Raw genomic sequence first — 14,744 nt, forward strand, 5'->3', positions numbered from 1 at the left:
ATACGGCGGCCTCTACGCCTTTGACGGGACTCTTACGACCGTTGACGGACACCGGCGAGCAGCCCGCCGTGACGCCTGGAGCGCGGCCGAGACGAGGGCGAGGGCGAGCAGCTTCAGCGGCACCGGCAGACCGCCGAAGGAGGTGTTCGCGGACAGCGCCAGCAGGATCATCGGCCCCGCGAGCGGCGCGGCGCCGCCCCTCGTCGAGCATCCGGTAGGCCCTTGGCGTCGCTCCCGGCGACCTTGACACTGTCTTGACGTGACCTGGCCCGATAGGGTGAGGACAGGTGTGCCGGGAAGTCTGGTCGGCCGGAGGCCAGGGTGGCTTCCGCAATCCCAGGGGGACGGCATGCGCAGCGTCGGTACGGTTCTCGCCCTCGTGGTCCTCGCCACGGTGGTGGCCACCTTCGCGCGCCGGTGGCGCATCCCCGCACCCTCCTTGCTCGTGGTCGCCGGTCTCGCCGTGGCCCTGCTGCCGGGCACCCCGCAGATCGAGATCAGCCCCGAGATCATCGGCCTGGTCGTGCTGCCGCCGCTGCTGTACGCGAGCGCCGAGGACATGCCCTGGCGGGAGCTGCGGGCGGTGTGGAAACCGGTCGGGATCCTCGCCATAGGGCTGGTGCTGGCCTCCGCCGCCGCGGTGGCCGCGGTGGCGGCGTGGCTCACCCCGCTGTCGTGGCAGATGGCGTTCGTGCTGGGCGCGGTGCTGGCCAGCACCGACCCGGTCGCCGTGACCGCGCTCGGCCGCCGGCTCGCCCTCCCGCCCCGGGTGCAGGTCCTCGTACAGGCGGAGAGCCTGTTCAACGACGCGACCTCCCTGGTGCTGGTCCGGGTGGCGGCGGGCATCGCCATCGCCTCCGCCGCCGCGAACTGGGGGGCGGCGGGCGGCGAGTTCCTGCTGCTCGCGGGCGGTGGCACGGTGATCGGGGCGGCCGTCGCCGGAGTCATCACCCTGATTCGCCGGCGCACCGAGGACCCGGTCCTGGAAACGGTGATCGCCCTGGTCACCCCGTACGCCGCCTACCTGCTCGCGGAGGTCGCGCACACCTCCGGAGTGACGTCCTGTGTGATCGCCGGAGTGGTCCTGGGCGGCCGGGGCGACCGGCTCACCAACGCCCGCATCAGACTCCAGCTGCACGCCGTGTACGGCACGGTCGTCTTCCTCCTGGAGAGTGTCGTCTTCAGCCTGATCGGACTGGCCCTGCCCGCCCAGGTGCGGGCCCTGGCCGACGGCGACCGGGCCTGGCCCCTGTACGCCCTCGCCGTCGCCGTCACCCTCGTCGCCGTACGGATGCTGTGGATCGCCCCCCTGTCGGCGCTCGTGCAGCGCAGGGGCGGGATCGGCCGGGTGAACTGGCGGGTGCCGATGGTGCTGACCTGGGCGGGCACCCGGGGCGTGATGCCGCTGGCGGCCGCGCTGTCCATCCCGGAGGTCACGAAGAACGGCGCCCCGCTCACCGACCGTCCGCTGGTGCTGGTCCTGACCACCTCGGTCGTGGTCGTCACCCTCGTCGTGCAGGGCTTCACCCTCGCGCCGGTCGTCCGTGCCTCCGGCATCGCCCTGGAGCCCGCGCACACCGCCCGCGAAGAGGCCCAGGCCCGCTCCCACCTCGCCCACGCCGGCCTCGCCCGCCTGGAAGAGCTCGCGGAGCTGGAGGTCGTACCCGACGTCGTCCTGGACCGGCTGCGCCGGGGCCTGACCGCCCGCCTCGACGACGCCCGCGACCGTCTCGCCGAGAGCAAGGGCGCGGACCTGACGGCGAGCGAGTCCGCCGACCGGGTCTACCGCCAGCTGCGCCGCGACCTGATAGCGGTGGAGACCGGCGAACTCCAGCGCCTCTACGACGCCCACACCATCAGCGACACCACCCGCCGCAGGCTGCAGCGTTCGCTGGACCTGGAGGAGGCGCGGCTCGCCGACACGTGACGCACAGGGCCTCGGCATGCGCGCACCTCAGCGGTACTCCGCCAGCCGCGGTCGCAGGCCCAGCGCCGCCAGGAGCATCGCCGCGCCCAGGAGCCCGCCGCCCACGGGAGGAGGTCGGTCACCGCCGAGCGGCCGTCCCGTACCGAGGACGTGAAGTGGGCGCGGTTGATGCCCGCCACCTTGTCCAGGGCGGCCATCCACGCCCCGAAGTGCGCGTTGGACGTGCCCGGGCGCCAGCCCATGCAGAACTCGACGGCCTGCCGCTCCTTGCCGGACTCGAGCAGTGCGCGCACCGAGCGGTCGTCGCGCTCGTACACGGCGTAGGTCTCCACCGTCCGCTCCGCGGCGGCCCGCTCGCCGGGGAAGGTGACGTTGTCCAGCTCGCGGCGGAACTCGCCGGTGAAGCGCAGGTCGTGGGGGTCGGTGCGGTAGGTCCCCCAGGTGGTGACGAGGTCGGTGTCGTAGGTCGCCAGGGTGGCGCCCTTCAGGCCGTACAGCTGCTGGGACTTGGCGAGGAACGCGTCCTCGTACCGGCCGCGGCGCTGCGGGTCGAGCAGGTAGCGGCTCTCGTCGGCATTGGCGTCGTAGGCGATGGCGCGGGCGCGGGAGAGGGCGACGACGGAGTCGAAGGCGTCGTGCCGGGCCACCCGCAGACGGTCGGCGGAGGCGGACAGCAGCTGAGCACCGAGGATCACCGAGACCAGCGCGCAGACGGTGGCCCCCAGCACCCCGGGGTTGAGGATGCGCCGGAAGCTGCGGGCCAGGTACCACTGCAGGACGCCGAGCACGGACAGCAGCAGCGCGCCGAGCGCGAGGACGGTGACGAGCTGGGCGGAGAGGGTGGAGCGGGCCGAGTCGTACTCGGCGTCGAAGGCCGCGTCGTTCGAGGACACCAACGTGCGTGCGGCGGGCAGGAGTCGGATACGCAGCAGGTCGGTCGCACGGCGGTAGTCGGCGAGGGCGGCGGACTTGCCGCCGCGGTGGCCGTCGTTCTCCAGGGCGCGTCCGATCAGCTCCTGGTACTCGGCGAAGCCGTCGGTCAGCGACTCCACGGTCTTCTCGTCGGCCCGGCTGCCCTGCCCGGCGACGGCGAGGGCGCGCAGATCGTGTCCGATCTCCTTGCGGGCGTCGCCGTAGAAGCCGACGGCCTTCTCGTACGGCGTCCCCAGCCGCCCCCGGCCCGCGTCACCATTGGCCAGCAGGATGTTTGCGGCCTGGGCGTCCATGTCGTTCAGGGCCAGATTGAGGTCGGCCGCGCTGGTGGTGCGGGGCGCGTCGCGGTCGGCCACGCTGCTCCAGGTGCCCAGGGCGGAGACCCCGGCGACCAGCAGCAGCGCGGCCAGAGCCGCGGCGAGCAGGACCGTGGCCGCACGCAGAAGACGCAGCCGCGCGGGCACGGAGGCCCAGAAGCGGCGGCGCAGAGCGGCCCGCGCGGCCACCGGCCGTCGCAGGAGGCGCCGTCCCGGGCGCGGCGAAGGTGGACGGCGCGCGGCCCGGCCGGGACCGCCCGTCCGCGACCCCTCTCTGAGCCGCGGGCCGGGACGGCCTCCGGCCGGAGTGCCCTCCCGCCGTGGCGGCTGCCCGCCGCCGCCCGCCCGAGGCCCGTGCGTCGAACCTTCCGGCCGGGATCTCCCCCGCTCGGACGAAGCCGACAGCTTGGAGACCGCCACGGTCGCCCCCCACGTCCTGCCACGGACGGTCACCCGCCCCCGTTGCCGATCAGTCTGCGACCGGATCCGGCCATGGATGGCGGACGTTGATGCGCTCCTGACGCCTTGCCAGGCTTGTTTGACGGGACTTTGACAGGGACCGCGCCGGGGCCGGTACGGGTGCCGCACATTCCGTGCCGAGAGGGCGGTTCGCCCCCGCGCGGTCCGAGTCGGCCTGACGGTCCGGCCCGCAGAACGTCGTACGCCCCCGTACAGTGGAGCGGTGATTGCCACGCAGCCCGCCGACGGCGCGGCCGGAGCCAGGCGCCGTCAGCCGGCGCGGCTCGCCGTGCTGGTCGCGGTGCTGCTCGGGCTGTTCCTCATGCACGGCGGCCCGGCCTCGGCCGAGTCCGGCTGCCACGGGGCGATGCCCGGCATGGCGGCGACGCATCACGAACCCGCCGCGCCCGCCGGGACGGCGGCCCACGACGCCGGCCACTCGGCGATGGCGGGAGCCTCCGACCACGCGGTTCAGGCGGCGGACAAGGCAACCGCGCCGACGGCCCACTCCATGCGGGGTGCGCTGTGTGTCGCCACCACGCCTCGCTCCGCGTTGCCGATGCCGCCGCTCTCCGCGGTCGCCCTCGTTCTTCCGGTGGCCGTGCTGCTGCCGGGGGTCCGACGGATCTACGACGGCACGCGCCGCCGGGGACCGCCCCCGGGCGGGCGTCAACTGCTGCTCCAGGTGTGCGTCGCGCGGACGTGACGAGACCACCGGGCCCGCGCCCAGCGCCGCGGCCCGGCACCGGCTCTCACGTTCACCCGCGCCACTTCACGGCGCCCACCTGGAAAGACGTATTCATGGCCCAGCGTTCCCGGACGTCCCGGCATGCCCTGACGGCTGCCGTCGCCACCGCTGCCCTCGCTCTCACCCTGGCCGCCTGCGGCTCCGACTCCGGCTCAGGCTCCGCCTCCCACGGCCACTCCGGCCACGGCTCCACCATGCCCGGCATGGACCACGGCACCACCACGCCGTCCCCCTCGACGTCGGACGACGCCATGGCGGGGATGCCCGGCATGGACGGCGCCGCCGCCGGCAACGGCCTGGCCGCCGCGCAGGACGGCTACCGGCTGACCCCCGCCACCGCCTCCCTCCCCGCCGGCAAGGCGACCGACTACCGCTTCTCCATCACCGGCCCGGACGGCAAGCCGGTCACGGCCTTCGCCGTCGACCAGACCAAGCGGATGCATTTCTACGCCGTCCGCTCCGATCTCAGCGGCTTCCAGCACCTGCACCCCACCATGGCGGGCGACGGCACCTGGACCGCGCCGCTGGAGTCCCTGGAGCCGGGCGCCTGGCGGCTGTACACCTCGTTCACCCCGGACAGCGGATCGGGCAAGGGCAAGGACCTCGTCCTCAGCCGCACCGTGAAGGTGCCCGGTACGGCAACGGCCACCCCGCTGCCCAAGGCGTCCGCCACGACCACGGTCGACGGCTACACCGTCACGGTGAAGGGCGACCCGATGGCCGGGATGGCCCATCAGATGACCGCCACCGTCACCAAGGACGGCAAGCCGGTCACCGACCTCCAGCCCTACCTCGAGACCTACGCCCACCTCACCGCGTTCCACCAGGGTGACCTCGCCTTCGCCCATCTCCACCCGGAGACCGAGGTCGACGGCGACCACGGAGGTCCGACGCTGACCTTCCACGCCGAGTTCCCCCGGTCCGGCGACTGGCGGCTGTTCCTCCAGTTCCAGACGGCGGGCACGCTGCACACCGCGGCCCTGACCCTGAACGTCGGCTGACCGTCCCCGCCAGGGGAGCGCCGGGCCCGTCCGCCACTCCGGTGGGCGGGCCCGGCGCGCTACCGGGACGGTGTCAGCGGCAGGTCGTCCGTGTAGGCGTTGACCGGCTGAGGGATCGGGCGGGTCGCGCGGACGTCCAGGGCCGGTTCCGCCGACCGGGTGCCGAGGGCGCCCTTGGGGTGCCAGGTGCCGGTGACGGACAGCCAGGTGTCGGTCGGCGGGGCCTCGGTGCCGTACATGCGGATCTTGACGGTCTGGGAGTCGGCCGCGCAGCAGGTGAAGATGATCCGGGTCAGGTACCAGCCGCCGTTCCCGGCGATCGGGGTGACGAAGCCGGTGAGCTGGACCGTACGGCCCTTGATCGCCAAGGTGCGGTCCTGCTGGACGCGGGTCGTGAAGCCCGTGAGGGTCATGGGCAGCGGGGAGGTCGCGGGCAGCGGTTCGAAGCGGCTCTGCCTCGTGACGGGCTTGGCGGCCGAGTGCGCGGCCGTGTAGGCGCCCAGGGCCGGTGGGGCGAAGAGGAGCAGGCTGAGCGCGGGGAGGCAGAGGAGCCAGGCGACGCGGGGGGCGGTGGAGTGGTCGTGGCCGTGGGAGTGGTCGTGCTCCTGATCGTGACCGTGGGAGTGGTCGTGGGAGTGGTCGTGGGAGTGGTCGTGGGCATGGCTGTCGGCATGTGCGGTGGCGGCGCGTCTGTCCAGGGTCGCGTTCGCCACGCCCAGGAGCACCAGCGTAAACCCCGACGCGATCAGCAGCGGGCGCAGGCCCTCCTTGACGTAGCGCAGGTAGAGGTCCGTGAAGAGGGTCGTGTGCAGCAGGCCGATGCCGGTGAGGGCGAGCAGGGCCGTCTGGGCGGGGCGTCTCACAGCAGTACGCCTCCGATCAGGGCGCTCGCGGCCACCGCCACGACCGTGGTCGCGGTGGAGAAGCGGAGGGCGAACGCGCGGCCGAAGGTGCCCGCCTGAAGGGCGATCAGCTTCAGGTCGACCATGGGACCGACCACCATGAACGCCAGCCGCGCGGTCGGTGAGAAACCGGTGAGCGAGGCCGCGACGAACGCGTCGGCCTCCGAGCACACCGCCAGCAGTACGGCGAGGGCGGCGAGGAAGAGCACCGACAGCCAGGGCGATCCGGAGAACGCGTCGAGGACGGAGCGCGGCACGGTCACGTTGAAGGTGGCCGCGGCCATGGCCCCGAGGACGAGGAAGCCTCCGGCGTGCAGGAAGTCGTGCTGGAAGCCCTGGCGGAACTCCGTCCAGCGGCTGTGCCCCGGATGGTGGCCGGTGTTGTGCCGTACCGCCGGGCGCAGCCACTCCTCCTTGCCGAGCCAGAGCCACAGCCAGCCCATCAGCGCGGCGGTGGCGAGCGAGGCGAGCAGCCGGGCGGCAACCATCGCGGGGTTGCCGGGGAAGGCGACCGCCGTGGCGGTCAGCACCACGGGGTTGATCGCGGGGGCGGAGAGGAGGAAGGCGAAGGCCGCGGCCGGGGTCACGCCCCGGCGGATGAGGCTGTTCGCGACCGGCACCGAGGCGCACTCGCATCCGGGCAGGACCGCGCCCGCCACCCCGGCCACCGGTACGGCGAGGGCTGCGCGCCTCGGCAGCACCCGGGTGAACAGGTCGGCCGGCACGAAGGCGTTGATGGCGCCGGACAGGACCGTGCCCAGCAGCAGGAAGGGCAGTGCCTGGACGGTGATGGCCAGGCAGACGGTGCGCCAGGCCTGGACGGCGGGGTGGTCGAGCCACCCGGTACCGGCCAGGAGCGGCACCGCCGCCCCGACGGCCGCCACCGCGAACGCGGCGACCAGCGGCCGTACGGGGGCGTGACGGCGTACCGGCGTACCGGTGGATGTGGATACGACCGCCACCCCTTCGACGACGCCCACCATTTCATCCGTTTTTCCCATTTTCACTCCGGATGTTGGCGTTTGGCCGACGATATGCGAGGGACGCAGTCGGGGCCGTGCGCACACGCCGTCGCGAATGGATGACGGGGGCTCGGAACCAGTGGCGGAAGGGCCTGAACTAGTGGTCGAACATGCCGGGCTCGTAGTGGCCGGCCGGCTGCCGGACCATGACGTTCACCCGGTTGTAGGCGTTGATGAGGGCGATCAGGGCGACCAGGGCGCCGAGCTGCTCCTCGTCGTAGTGCTTGGCGGCGTTCGCCCAGACCTCGTCGCTGACGCCGCCGGCCGCGTCCGCGATGCGGGTGCCCTGCTCGGCCAGCTCCAGCGCGGCGCGCTCGGCGTCGGTGAACACCGTGGCCTCCCGCCAGGCCGCGACGAGGTTGAGGCGCAGCCAGGTCTCACCGGCGGCGACGGCGTCCTTGCTGTGCATGTCGGTGCAGAAACCGCAGCCGTTGATCTGGCTGGCGCGGAGCAGCACCAGTTGCTGCGTCGCGGCCGGCAGCGAGGAGTCGGCGACCGCCTTGCCGGCCGCGTTGAAGTGCTTGAGGACCTTGCCGGCGAGCGGGCTGGCGAAGAGGTTGAGACGGGCTTCCATGTCGGGCTCCTTTGCCGTTGTCGTGCCGTCTTCGCGGTTACACAGTCACGACGGAGCGGATCGCGAGGATGTGACAGCGCCGCATGTGACCTGCGCCACGGCCATTCACGAATCCGCTGAGAATGTGCGCAGGAGGGCCACATGTGCCGCACACAGTCTTCCGAAAGGATCGTTAGCGTTGCGAGCCGTTCGATCCCGCGTGCGAACGTGGCCAGGCCCGGTGCCGAGGCCGCAGGCGCCGTCGACTCAGGAAGACCGCAAATGGACTACTGCTCCTCGTGCCGTCGGCATCTGAACGGCGCCCTCGTGTGTCCCGGCTGCGGCGCCTACGCCCCGGACATAGCCCCCTCCACGGCCGTGAACACCGCCACGAGCGCCGCCGCCATGTCGTACGGCGACGATCTTCACGACGAGCCCGCATCGGCCGAACCGAGCGAACCGGTCGGCACCGCCGACTTCCACCCGTCCGGTGACGCGGACGCCTCCTTCGACGCGCCGCGGGGCCGGGCCGCCCGGCGCCGGCAGCTGGCCCGCTGGAAGAAGAACAAGCGCCGGGCCGCCGTGGCCACCGCCGTCGCCCTCGTCGGCGGCGGACTCACCCTGGCCTCGATGGACCGGCAGTCCACCGACCGCGCGCAGGCGGCCTCGGCGCCAGACAACCGCAGCATGGGCGCGGCGGGCGAGGAGACCACCGGCGAGTCCACCCCGGACGCGACTCCGCCCGGCACCCACCACTCGTCGCACCCCTCCGGCCCCGGGCACACCCAGCGGCAGACGGCCGGCAGCACCGCCTACCGGCAGTCAGCCCACAGCGTCGCTGCCGCGCCCCGGACCACCGTGCCGAACACGCACCCGGACGCCGCTGCCGCCCCCGTGCCCGCGCAGACGGCGGCCGCACCACACCGGACCACCACTCCCGTCTCCGACGGTACGAGCACCGGCGGCACCGGCACGGCGGCGCAGCCGCCGGCGTCCGCCCCTCAGCCCGCGCCGAACGGCGGGACGGACACCACGGGCACCTCCGGCACGCCACAGACCAGCCCCTCCCCGGCGGCAACCTCGCCGTCCCAGCTGTGCCTGGTCGTGCTCTGCCTGGGCTGACGGCCTGGCGGTTCAGTTGTTCCAGGTCTCGTCGTAGGGATCGTGCGGGACCGGGACCGGCCTCGCCGAGGTGACCCTCAGGTACGGGATCGGGCCGTCGTTCACCGGGTCGTGGGTCAGCTCGGGTGTGTAGGTGCCGGTCACCTCCAGCCAGGCGTCCGGCCGCAGGACCGGGGGCAGCTCGCCGGTCAGGGCGATCTTGACCGGCTGGGCGTCCGCAGCGCAGCAGTTGAGGGCCATCCGCACCAGGTACGGGGCGCCGCCGCGGTCCAGGGCGAGGAAGCCGGTGACGCGGACGGTACGGCCGTGCAGCGCGCGGCCATGGCCGTAGGCCGCGCGGGAGGCGTAGTCGACCACGCTCAGCGGGACCGGGTCACCGGCGGGCAACCTGCCGTAGCCGTACGGCTGTTGCAGCGCGGTCCCCGTCCGCACGGCGCTGTACGAGCCGAGCGCCGGCGGCGCGACGAGGATGAGGGCGAGCAGGGGCAGCACCAGCAGCCAGGAGATCCGGGGCTCGGGGTGGTGCGCGTGGCCGGGGTGTGCGTGACCGAGGGGTGAGTGACCGGAGTCCGAGGGCTTCGCCGCTTTCGCCCGCCCGCGCTCGTACCAGGCCGTCGCCAGTGCCGCCGCCATGAGGACCACGCCCGAGGCCAGCAGCAGGGGCTGGAGGCCCGCCTTGACATAGCGCAGGTACAGGTCGGTGGCGCCCGCGTGCAGCAGGGCCGCGCCGAGCAGGAACATGACCGCCGCCTGGGCCTGCCGGTTCACAGCAGCACCGCCCCGGTCAGGACGCCGCCCGCGACGGCGAGGGCGAGGGTCGCGGGGGCGAAGCGGAGCGCGAAGCCACGGCCGAAGGTGCCCGCCTGCATCGCGAAGAGCTTGAGGTCGATCATCGGGCCCACCACCAGGAACACCAGCCTGGCCGTCAACGAGAACTGGGTCAGCGACGCCGCCACGAACGCGTCCGCCTCCGAGCAGATGGACAGGACCACGGCCAGTACGGCGAGGGCGAGGACGGAGAACACCGGGTTGTCGGCCGCCGTGCGCAGCCACGCCGCCGGGGCCACCGCCTTCAGCGTGGCCGCGGCCATCGCGCCCAGCACCAGGAAACCGCCCGCGTGCATGGTGTCGTGACGGACCGAGTCCCAGAAGGCCTCCCCCTTGGTCGCGCCTTCGTGCGCCGCGTGGGCCGGCGGGCGCAGCCAGTCCGTACGGCCCAGCCGCTGCCACAGCCAGCCCATCGCGCAGGCCACGAGCAGGCTCGCGAGGAACCGGGCCAGGACCATCTCGGGGTCACGGGGGAAGGCGACCGCCGTCGCGGTCAGCACGATCGGGTTGATCGCGGGGGCGGAGAGGAGGAAGGCGAAGGCCGCGGCCGGGGTCACGCCCCGGCGCACCAGCGCGCCCGCCACCGGCACGGAGGCGCACTCGCAGCCCGGCAGCACCGCGCCCGCGACTCCGGCCACCGGTACGGCGAGCGCGGGGCGGCGCGGGAGGGCGCGGGCGAAGAAGGAGGGGGGTACGAAGACCGCGATCGCCGCGGAGAGGAGGACCCCCAGGACGAGGAAGGGCAGCGCCTGGACCGTCACCGCCACGAACACCGTCATCCAGCTCTGCATCACCGGGGTGCCGAGGGCCCCGCGGATCGGGGACTGGGCGAGCACGGCCAGCAGGAGGATCAGGGTCAGCAGGAGCGGCGAACTGAGCCGCCGGGCCTCCCGGCCGGGGGAATCGCCGGGCATGTCTGGGGACTTGGCGCCGGGCGGGGCGTCTTCGGTGATGGCCACGGATGGAAACCTTCGGCTGGGGTGCTCAGGCTGAGGTGCTCCGGCTGGGGGGTGCTCCGGCCGAATGCGTCGGCCGGGTGCTGCTCCCCTCTCATACGCGCTGCCGCGCACGGCTGTTCACTTGGCTGCTGGAACCACCCGTCTCCTTGGGGCAGTCTTTTCCCTCGTGGCGAGCGTTCCGTACCAGGGTGGACCCAGTGACACGTCGCACATGGTGGTGTGCGGCGACGACGGGCTCGCGCACCGGCTGACGGCCGAGTTGCGCGGCGTCTACGGCGAGCAGGTCGTCCTCGTCGTACCGCCGCACGAGGGCACCGTCCGGCCCCCGGTGGTCGGCCGGGCCCGGTCCGCCTCGGCGACGCTGTTCGACCGGATGGTCAACGCCACGGTCGGACGGACCGGGGGCAACGCCGGCACCGCACCGGCCGCGAACGGCGCCAACGGGAGCGGCACGGGAACCGGAAGCACCCAACGAGGCGACGGCGAACGGGTGTTGCAGGCCACCGAACCCACCGAGGCCGTGCTCGCCGAAGCCGGCGTGGAGCGGGCCGCCGCGCTCGCGCTCGTGTACGACGACGACGAGACCAACATCCGCGCCGCGCTGACCGCCCGCCGCCTCAACCCTCGCCTCCGGCTCGTCCTGCGGCTCTACAACCGGCGGTTGGGCCAGCACATCGAGGAACTCCTCGACCAGGCCGCCGCGTTGGCGGCCGGGGACGGCGACGGTGACGCCCTGGAGGCCTCCACGACCGTCCTGTCCGACGCCGACACCGCCGCGCCCGCGCTCGCCGCGACCGCCGTCGCCGGCACCAGCAAGGTCGTCCAGACCGAGGGGCTGTTACTGCGGGCCGTGGAACGGATCCCGCCCCCGGGCGGTCACATCACCGATCCGGGGCTGTGCACCCTGGCCCTGCTCCCCGCGGTCGAGGGCGACGGTCCCCAACTGCTGCCGGACGACGAGGAGGTGCGCGCGGCCCGGGGCCGGCCCGCCGTCGTCCTGGAGCAGGTCTCCGACGCCGGCGCCGCGTCCTCGGCCGCCGCGCGCGGGGTGGGCGGTGTGCCGTCGCTCGCCTCGCTGTTCTCGCGGCGGCTGCGGTGGTCGCTGGCCGGGCTCGTGGGGTGTGTGGTCGCGCTCGCGGTCGCGCTGTGGGCGGTCACCGGCATTCATCCGCTGAGGGCCTTCTATCTGACGCTGCTGGACATGTTCGCGATCGACGATCCGGCGATCGGGGCGTCGCTCGGGCGGCAGATCCTGCAACTGCTGTCGGGGCTCATGGGGTTGCTGCTGCTGCCGGTTCTGCTGGCGGCCGTGCTGGAGGCGCTGGGTACGTTCCGCACGGCCTCCACACTGCGGAAGCCGCCGCGCGGGCTGGGCGGGCATGTGGTGCTGCTGGGGCTCGGGAAGATCGGCACGCGGGTGCTGACCCGGCTGCGGGAGCTGCACATTCCGGTGGTGTGCGTGGAGTCCGACCCGGAGGCGCGGGGGCTCGCGACCGCGCGCCGGCTGCGGGTGCCGGTGGTGTTCGGGGACGTCACCCAGGAGGGGGTGCTGGAGGCCGCGAAGATCCACCGGGCGCATGCGCTGCTCGCGGTGACCAGCGCGGACACGACGAACCTGGAGGCCGTGCTGTACGCGCGCACCGTACGGCCGGATCTGCGGGTGGTGCTACGGCTGTACGACGACGACTTCGCGACCGCGGTGTACCGCACCCTGCGCGCCGCGCACCCCCAGGCCACGACCCGGAGCCGGAGCGTGTCCCACATGGCCGCGCCCGCGTTCGCCGGGGCGATGCTGGGGCGGCGAGTGCTGGGCGCGGTCCCTGTGGAGCGGGGGGTGTTGCTGTTCGCCTCGGTGGAGGTGGCCGGGCACCCCGAGCTGGAGGGGCGGACCGTCGGGGACGCTTTCCGGGCCGGGGCGTTCCGGGTGCTGGCACTGGAGGGACGGGCTGATGCCACCAGTGACCACGTGCTGCGAAAGGGCGACCGGGTCGTCGTCGCCGCAACCCGCCGAGGCCTGGCCGAACTGGGCTGACCCGGCGGCAAACCCCGGCTCGGCAAGCCGAGGAGTCCCGCCGGGCGGATGTGCCGGCGCTACGGACGCGGCAGATGTCTGGCCGCGAAGTCCAGTTCCAGGCGGAGTTGCTTGATGCGTTCGTCGACGACCAGGGAGCCGTGGCCGGCGTCGTAGCGGTAGACCTCGTGGGCGGCGCCGCGGGCCTCCAGGCGCTTGACGTAGTTGTCGATCTGGCGGATGGGGCAGCGGGGGTCGTTGACGCCGGCGGAGATGTAGACGGGGGCCTTGACCTGGTCGACGTAGGTCAGCGGGGAGGAGGCCTCGAAGCGGTCGGGGACCTCCTCGGGGGTGCCGCCCAGCAGGGTGCGGTCCATGGCCTTCAGGGACTCCATCTCGTCGTGGTACGCGGTGACGTAGTCCGCGACCGGCACGACCGCGATGCCCACCGTCCACGCGTCGGGCTGGGTGCCGAGGCCGAGAAGGGTGAGGTAGCCGCCCCAGGAGCCGCCGGTGAGGATCAGGCGGGCGGGGTCGGCGAGGCCCGAGGTGACCGCCCATTCACGGACGGCCGCCACGTCCTCCAGCTCGATCAGGCCCACCCGGTGCTTCAGTGCGTCCGTCCAGGCGCGGCCGTATCCCGTGGAGCCGCGGTAGTTGACGCGGACCACCGCGTAGCCGTGGTCGATCCAGGCGGCGGGGCCCGCGGCGAAGGAGTCGCTGTCGTGCCAGGTCGGGCCGCCGTGCAGGTCGAAGACCGTGGGGAGGGGGCCCTCGGCACCGGCCGGCTTCTGGATCAGGGCGTGGATGCGGCCGCCGGGGCCCTCCACCCAGACGTCCTCCACGGACACCGACGGCGGGCACTTCATGCCGGGCGGGTCCAGGACCACGCCGCCCGCCGTCGAGCGGACCGCCGGCGGCTCGGCGGCCGACGACCACAGGTACTCCACGCTGCCGTCGGGGCGGGCCGTCGCCCCGGACACCGTGCCGGGCGGGGTGGGGACGCGGGTCAGCTCGCGGCTCGCCAGGTCGTAGCGGAACAGTTCGCTGCGGGCCTCCTGGCTGTGGGAGACGAGCAGGGCGCTGCCGTCCGGGAACCACTCGGCGCCGACGTCACCGGGCAGGTCCAGGGACAGGTCCGTCTCCTCGCCGGTCGCCACGTCCCACACCAGCGGCTCCCAGCGGCCACGGCGCTGGTGGCCGATGAGCAGACGGGTGTCGCCGGCGACGGGGGCGAAGCCCAGGACCTCCAGGCCGAGTTCCTCGGTGCCGTCCTTGGTGTCGTCCAGCTCGGCGACCGTCGTGCCGTCCGGGCGCAGCACGCGCAGGGCCGCGTGCATGGCGTCGCCGTGCTCGGTGTGCTCGATCGCGATCAGCGAGCCGTCGTAGGAGAGGTCGCCGACGCCGGCGGACTCACGGTGCCGGTAGATCTCCACCGGGGCCTCGCCCTCGCGGGCCAGGTGGATGGTCGTACCCTCCTCGTCCGTGGAGCGGCCGACGACCGCGGTGCGGCCGTCCCGGGCCAGGGCCAGACCGGCCGGGTAGGAGGGGTCGAGGCCGGGGACGGCCGGCTCGTCCGGGCCGCCGCCGAAGGGCTGGCGGCGCCAGACGCCGAACTCGTCGCCGTCCTTGTCGTCGAACCACCAGATCCACGCCCCGTCCGGGGAGAGCATGCCGTCCGTGGTGCCGTTGGGCCGGTCCGTCGCCTGCCGCTGCGCGCCGCTCGCCCGGTCCCACGCGTACAGCTCGTACGTGCCCGTCGCGTTCGACACGAACAGGGAGCGGTCCGGCGCGTCCTCCGCCCAGTCGGGCAGCGACACCCGCGGCGCCCGGAAGCGCTTCTCCCAGTCCGGCATGTCCGGTGTGTCCGGCGTCCTGCTCTCACTCATCGCCCCAGTCATGACCCCTATAGTGCCTGGCCGCACCCACAATTCGCTGGCCGCTGTGCCCAGCCTGTGGATA

At 73.5% G+C, this 14,744-nt stretch carries 12 protein-coding genes; 5 read left to right on the forward strand and 7 right to left on the reverse strand.

Annotation, left to right across the window (positions count from 1 at the left end):
- Positions 1–349 precede the first annotated feature (349 nt).
- The gene (locus ABZ865_RS16245) at positions 350–1,927 is read left to right on the forward strand and encodes a Na+/H+ antiporter (RefSeq protein ID WP_361230139.1); all 1,578 of its coding nucleotides are present in this window, start codon (positions 350–352) and stop codon (positions 1,925–1,927) included.
- Here ABZ865_RS16245 and ABZ865_RS16250 read toward each other — a convergent pair.
- Complete coding sequence (locus ABZ865_RS16250; RefSeq protein ID WP_361230141.1) at positions 1,840–3,366, reverse strand: hypothetical protein; 1,527 nt, start codon at positions 3,364–3,366, stop codon at positions 1,840–1,842. The genes ABZ865_RS16245 and ABZ865_RS16250 overlap by 88 nt on opposite strands.
- A gap of 493 nt (positions 3,367–3,859) precedes the next feature.
- Here ABZ865_RS16250 and ABZ865_RS16255 point away from each other — a divergent pair, with 493 nt between their 5' ends.
- Both ABZ865_RS16255 and ABZ865_RS16260 read left to right on the forward strand, forming a co-directional pair.
- A complete protein-coding gene (locus ABZ865_RS16255; RefSeq protein WP_361230144.1) occupies positions 3,860–4,342 on the forward strand; it encodes a hypothetical protein in 483 nt (160 codons plus the stop codon).
- Between the two features lie 95 nt (positions 4,343–4,437).
- Complete coding sequence (locus ABZ865_RS16260; RefSeq protein WP_361230147.1) at positions 4,438–5,385, forward strand: hypothetical protein; 948 nt, start codon at positions 4,438–4,440, stop codon at positions 5,383–5,385.
- Between the two features lie 59 nt (positions 5,386–5,444).
- Here ABZ865_RS16260 and ABZ865_RS16265 read toward each other — a convergent pair whose 3' ends face one another.
- The 3 genes from ABZ865_RS16265 to ABZ865_RS16275 all read right to left on the reverse strand — a co-directional run bounded on the left by ABZ865_RS16265 (position 5,445) and on the right by ABZ865_RS16275 (position 7,883).
- Positions 5,445–6,248 carry a TIGR03943 family protein gene (locus tag ABZ865_RS16265; protein WP_361230150.1) on the reverse strand — a complete coding sequence of 268 codons (804 nt, stop codon included), beginning with the start codon at positions 6,246–6,248 and terminating at the stop codon, positions 5,445–5,447.
- A complete protein-coding gene (locus ABZ865_RS16270; RefSeq protein ID WP_361230152.1) occupies positions 6,245–7,288 on the reverse strand; it encodes a permease in 1,044 nt (347 codons plus the stop codon). Before ABZ865_RS16270 ends, ABZ865_RS16265 begins: the two co-directional genes overlap by 4 nt.
- Positions 7,289–7,406: 118 nt before the next feature.
- Entirely contained in the window at positions 7,407–7,883 is a 477-nt protein-coding gene (locus ABZ865_RS16275) for a carboxymuconolactone decarboxylase family protein (RefSeq protein WP_361230155.1), read from the reverse strand.
- Positions 7,884–8,144: 261 nt separating this feature from the next.
- Between ABZ865_RS16275 and ABZ865_RS16280 the strand changes: the two genes are divergently transcribed.
- On the forward strand, positions 8,145–8,984 hold the full coding sequence (locus ABZ865_RS16280; protein WP_361230158.1) for a hypothetical protein: 840 nt from the start codon (positions 8,145–8,147) through the stop codon (positions 8,982–8,984).
- Between the two features lie 12 nt (positions 8,985–8,996).
- Here ABZ865_RS16280 and ABZ865_RS16285 read toward each other — a convergent pair whose 3' ends face one another.
- Together ABZ865_RS16285 and ABZ865_RS16290 are read right to left on the reverse strand one after the other, a co-directional pair.
- Entirely contained in the window at positions 8,997–9,752 is a 756-nt protein-coding gene (locus tag ABZ865_RS16285; RefSeq protein WP_361230160.1) for a TIGR03943 family protein, read from the reverse strand.
- A complete protein-coding gene (locus ABZ865_RS16290) occupies positions 9,749–10,771 on the reverse strand; it encodes a permease (protein WP_361230163.1) in 1,023 nt (340 codons plus the stop codon). The genes ABZ865_RS16285 and ABZ865_RS16290 overlap by 4 nt, the downstream gene beginning before the upstream one ends.
- 211 nt (positions 10,772–10,982) lie before the next feature.
- Between ABZ865_RS16290 and ABZ865_RS16295 the strand changes: the two genes are divergently transcribed.
- Complete coding sequence (locus ABZ865_RS16295) at positions 10,983–12,803, forward strand: NAD-binding protein (protein ID WP_361231179.1); 1,821 nt, start codon at positions 10,983–10,985, stop codon at positions 12,801–12,803.
- Between the two features lie 59 nt (positions 12,804–12,862).
- Here ABZ865_RS16295 and ABZ865_RS16300 read toward each other — a convergent pair whose 3' ends face one another.
- Entirely contained in the window at positions 12,863–14,671 is a 1,809-nt protein-coding gene (locus tag ABZ865_RS16300; protein ID WP_361230166.1) for a prolyl oligopeptidase family serine peptidase, read from the reverse strand.
- Between the last annotated feature and the right edge of the window lie 73 nt (positions 14,672–14,744).

It is taken from the genome of Streptomyces sp. NPDC047085 (assembly GCF_040643735.1).
In the GTDB taxonomy this organism is placed as follows: domain Bacteria; phylum Actinomycetota; class Actinomycetes; order Streptomycetales; family Streptomycetaceae; genus Streptomyces.

Coding starts and splice junctions, on each gene's coding strand:
- ABZ865_RS16245 (WP_361230139.1), top strand. CDS start 350: ATGCGCAGCGTCGGTACGGTTCTCGCCCTCGTGGTCCTCGCCACGGTG.
- ABZ865_RS16260 (WP_361230147.1), top strand. CDS start 4,438: ATGGCCCAGCGTTCCCGGACGTCCCGGCATGCCCTGACGGCTGCCGTC.
- ABZ865_RS16270 (WP_361230152.1), bottom strand. CDS start 7,288: ATGGGAAAAACGGATGAAATGGTGGGCGTCGTCGAAGGGGTGGCGGTC.
- ABZ865_RS16275 (WP_361230155.1), bottom strand. CDS start 7,883: ATGGAAGCCCGTCTCAACCTCTTCGCCAGCCCGCTCGCCGGCAAGGTC.
- ABZ865_RS16280 (WP_361230158.1), top strand. CDS start 8,145: ATGGACTACTGCTCCTCGTGCCGTCGGCATCTGAACGGCGCCCTCGTG.
- ABZ865_RS16295 (WP_361231179.1), top strand. CDS start 10,983: ATGGTGGTGTGCGGCGACGACGGGCTCGCGCACCGGCTGACGGCCGAG.
- ABZ865_RS16300 (WP_361230166.1), bottom strand. CDS start 14,671: ATGAGTGAGAGCAGGACGCCGGACACACCGGACATGCCGGACTGGGAG.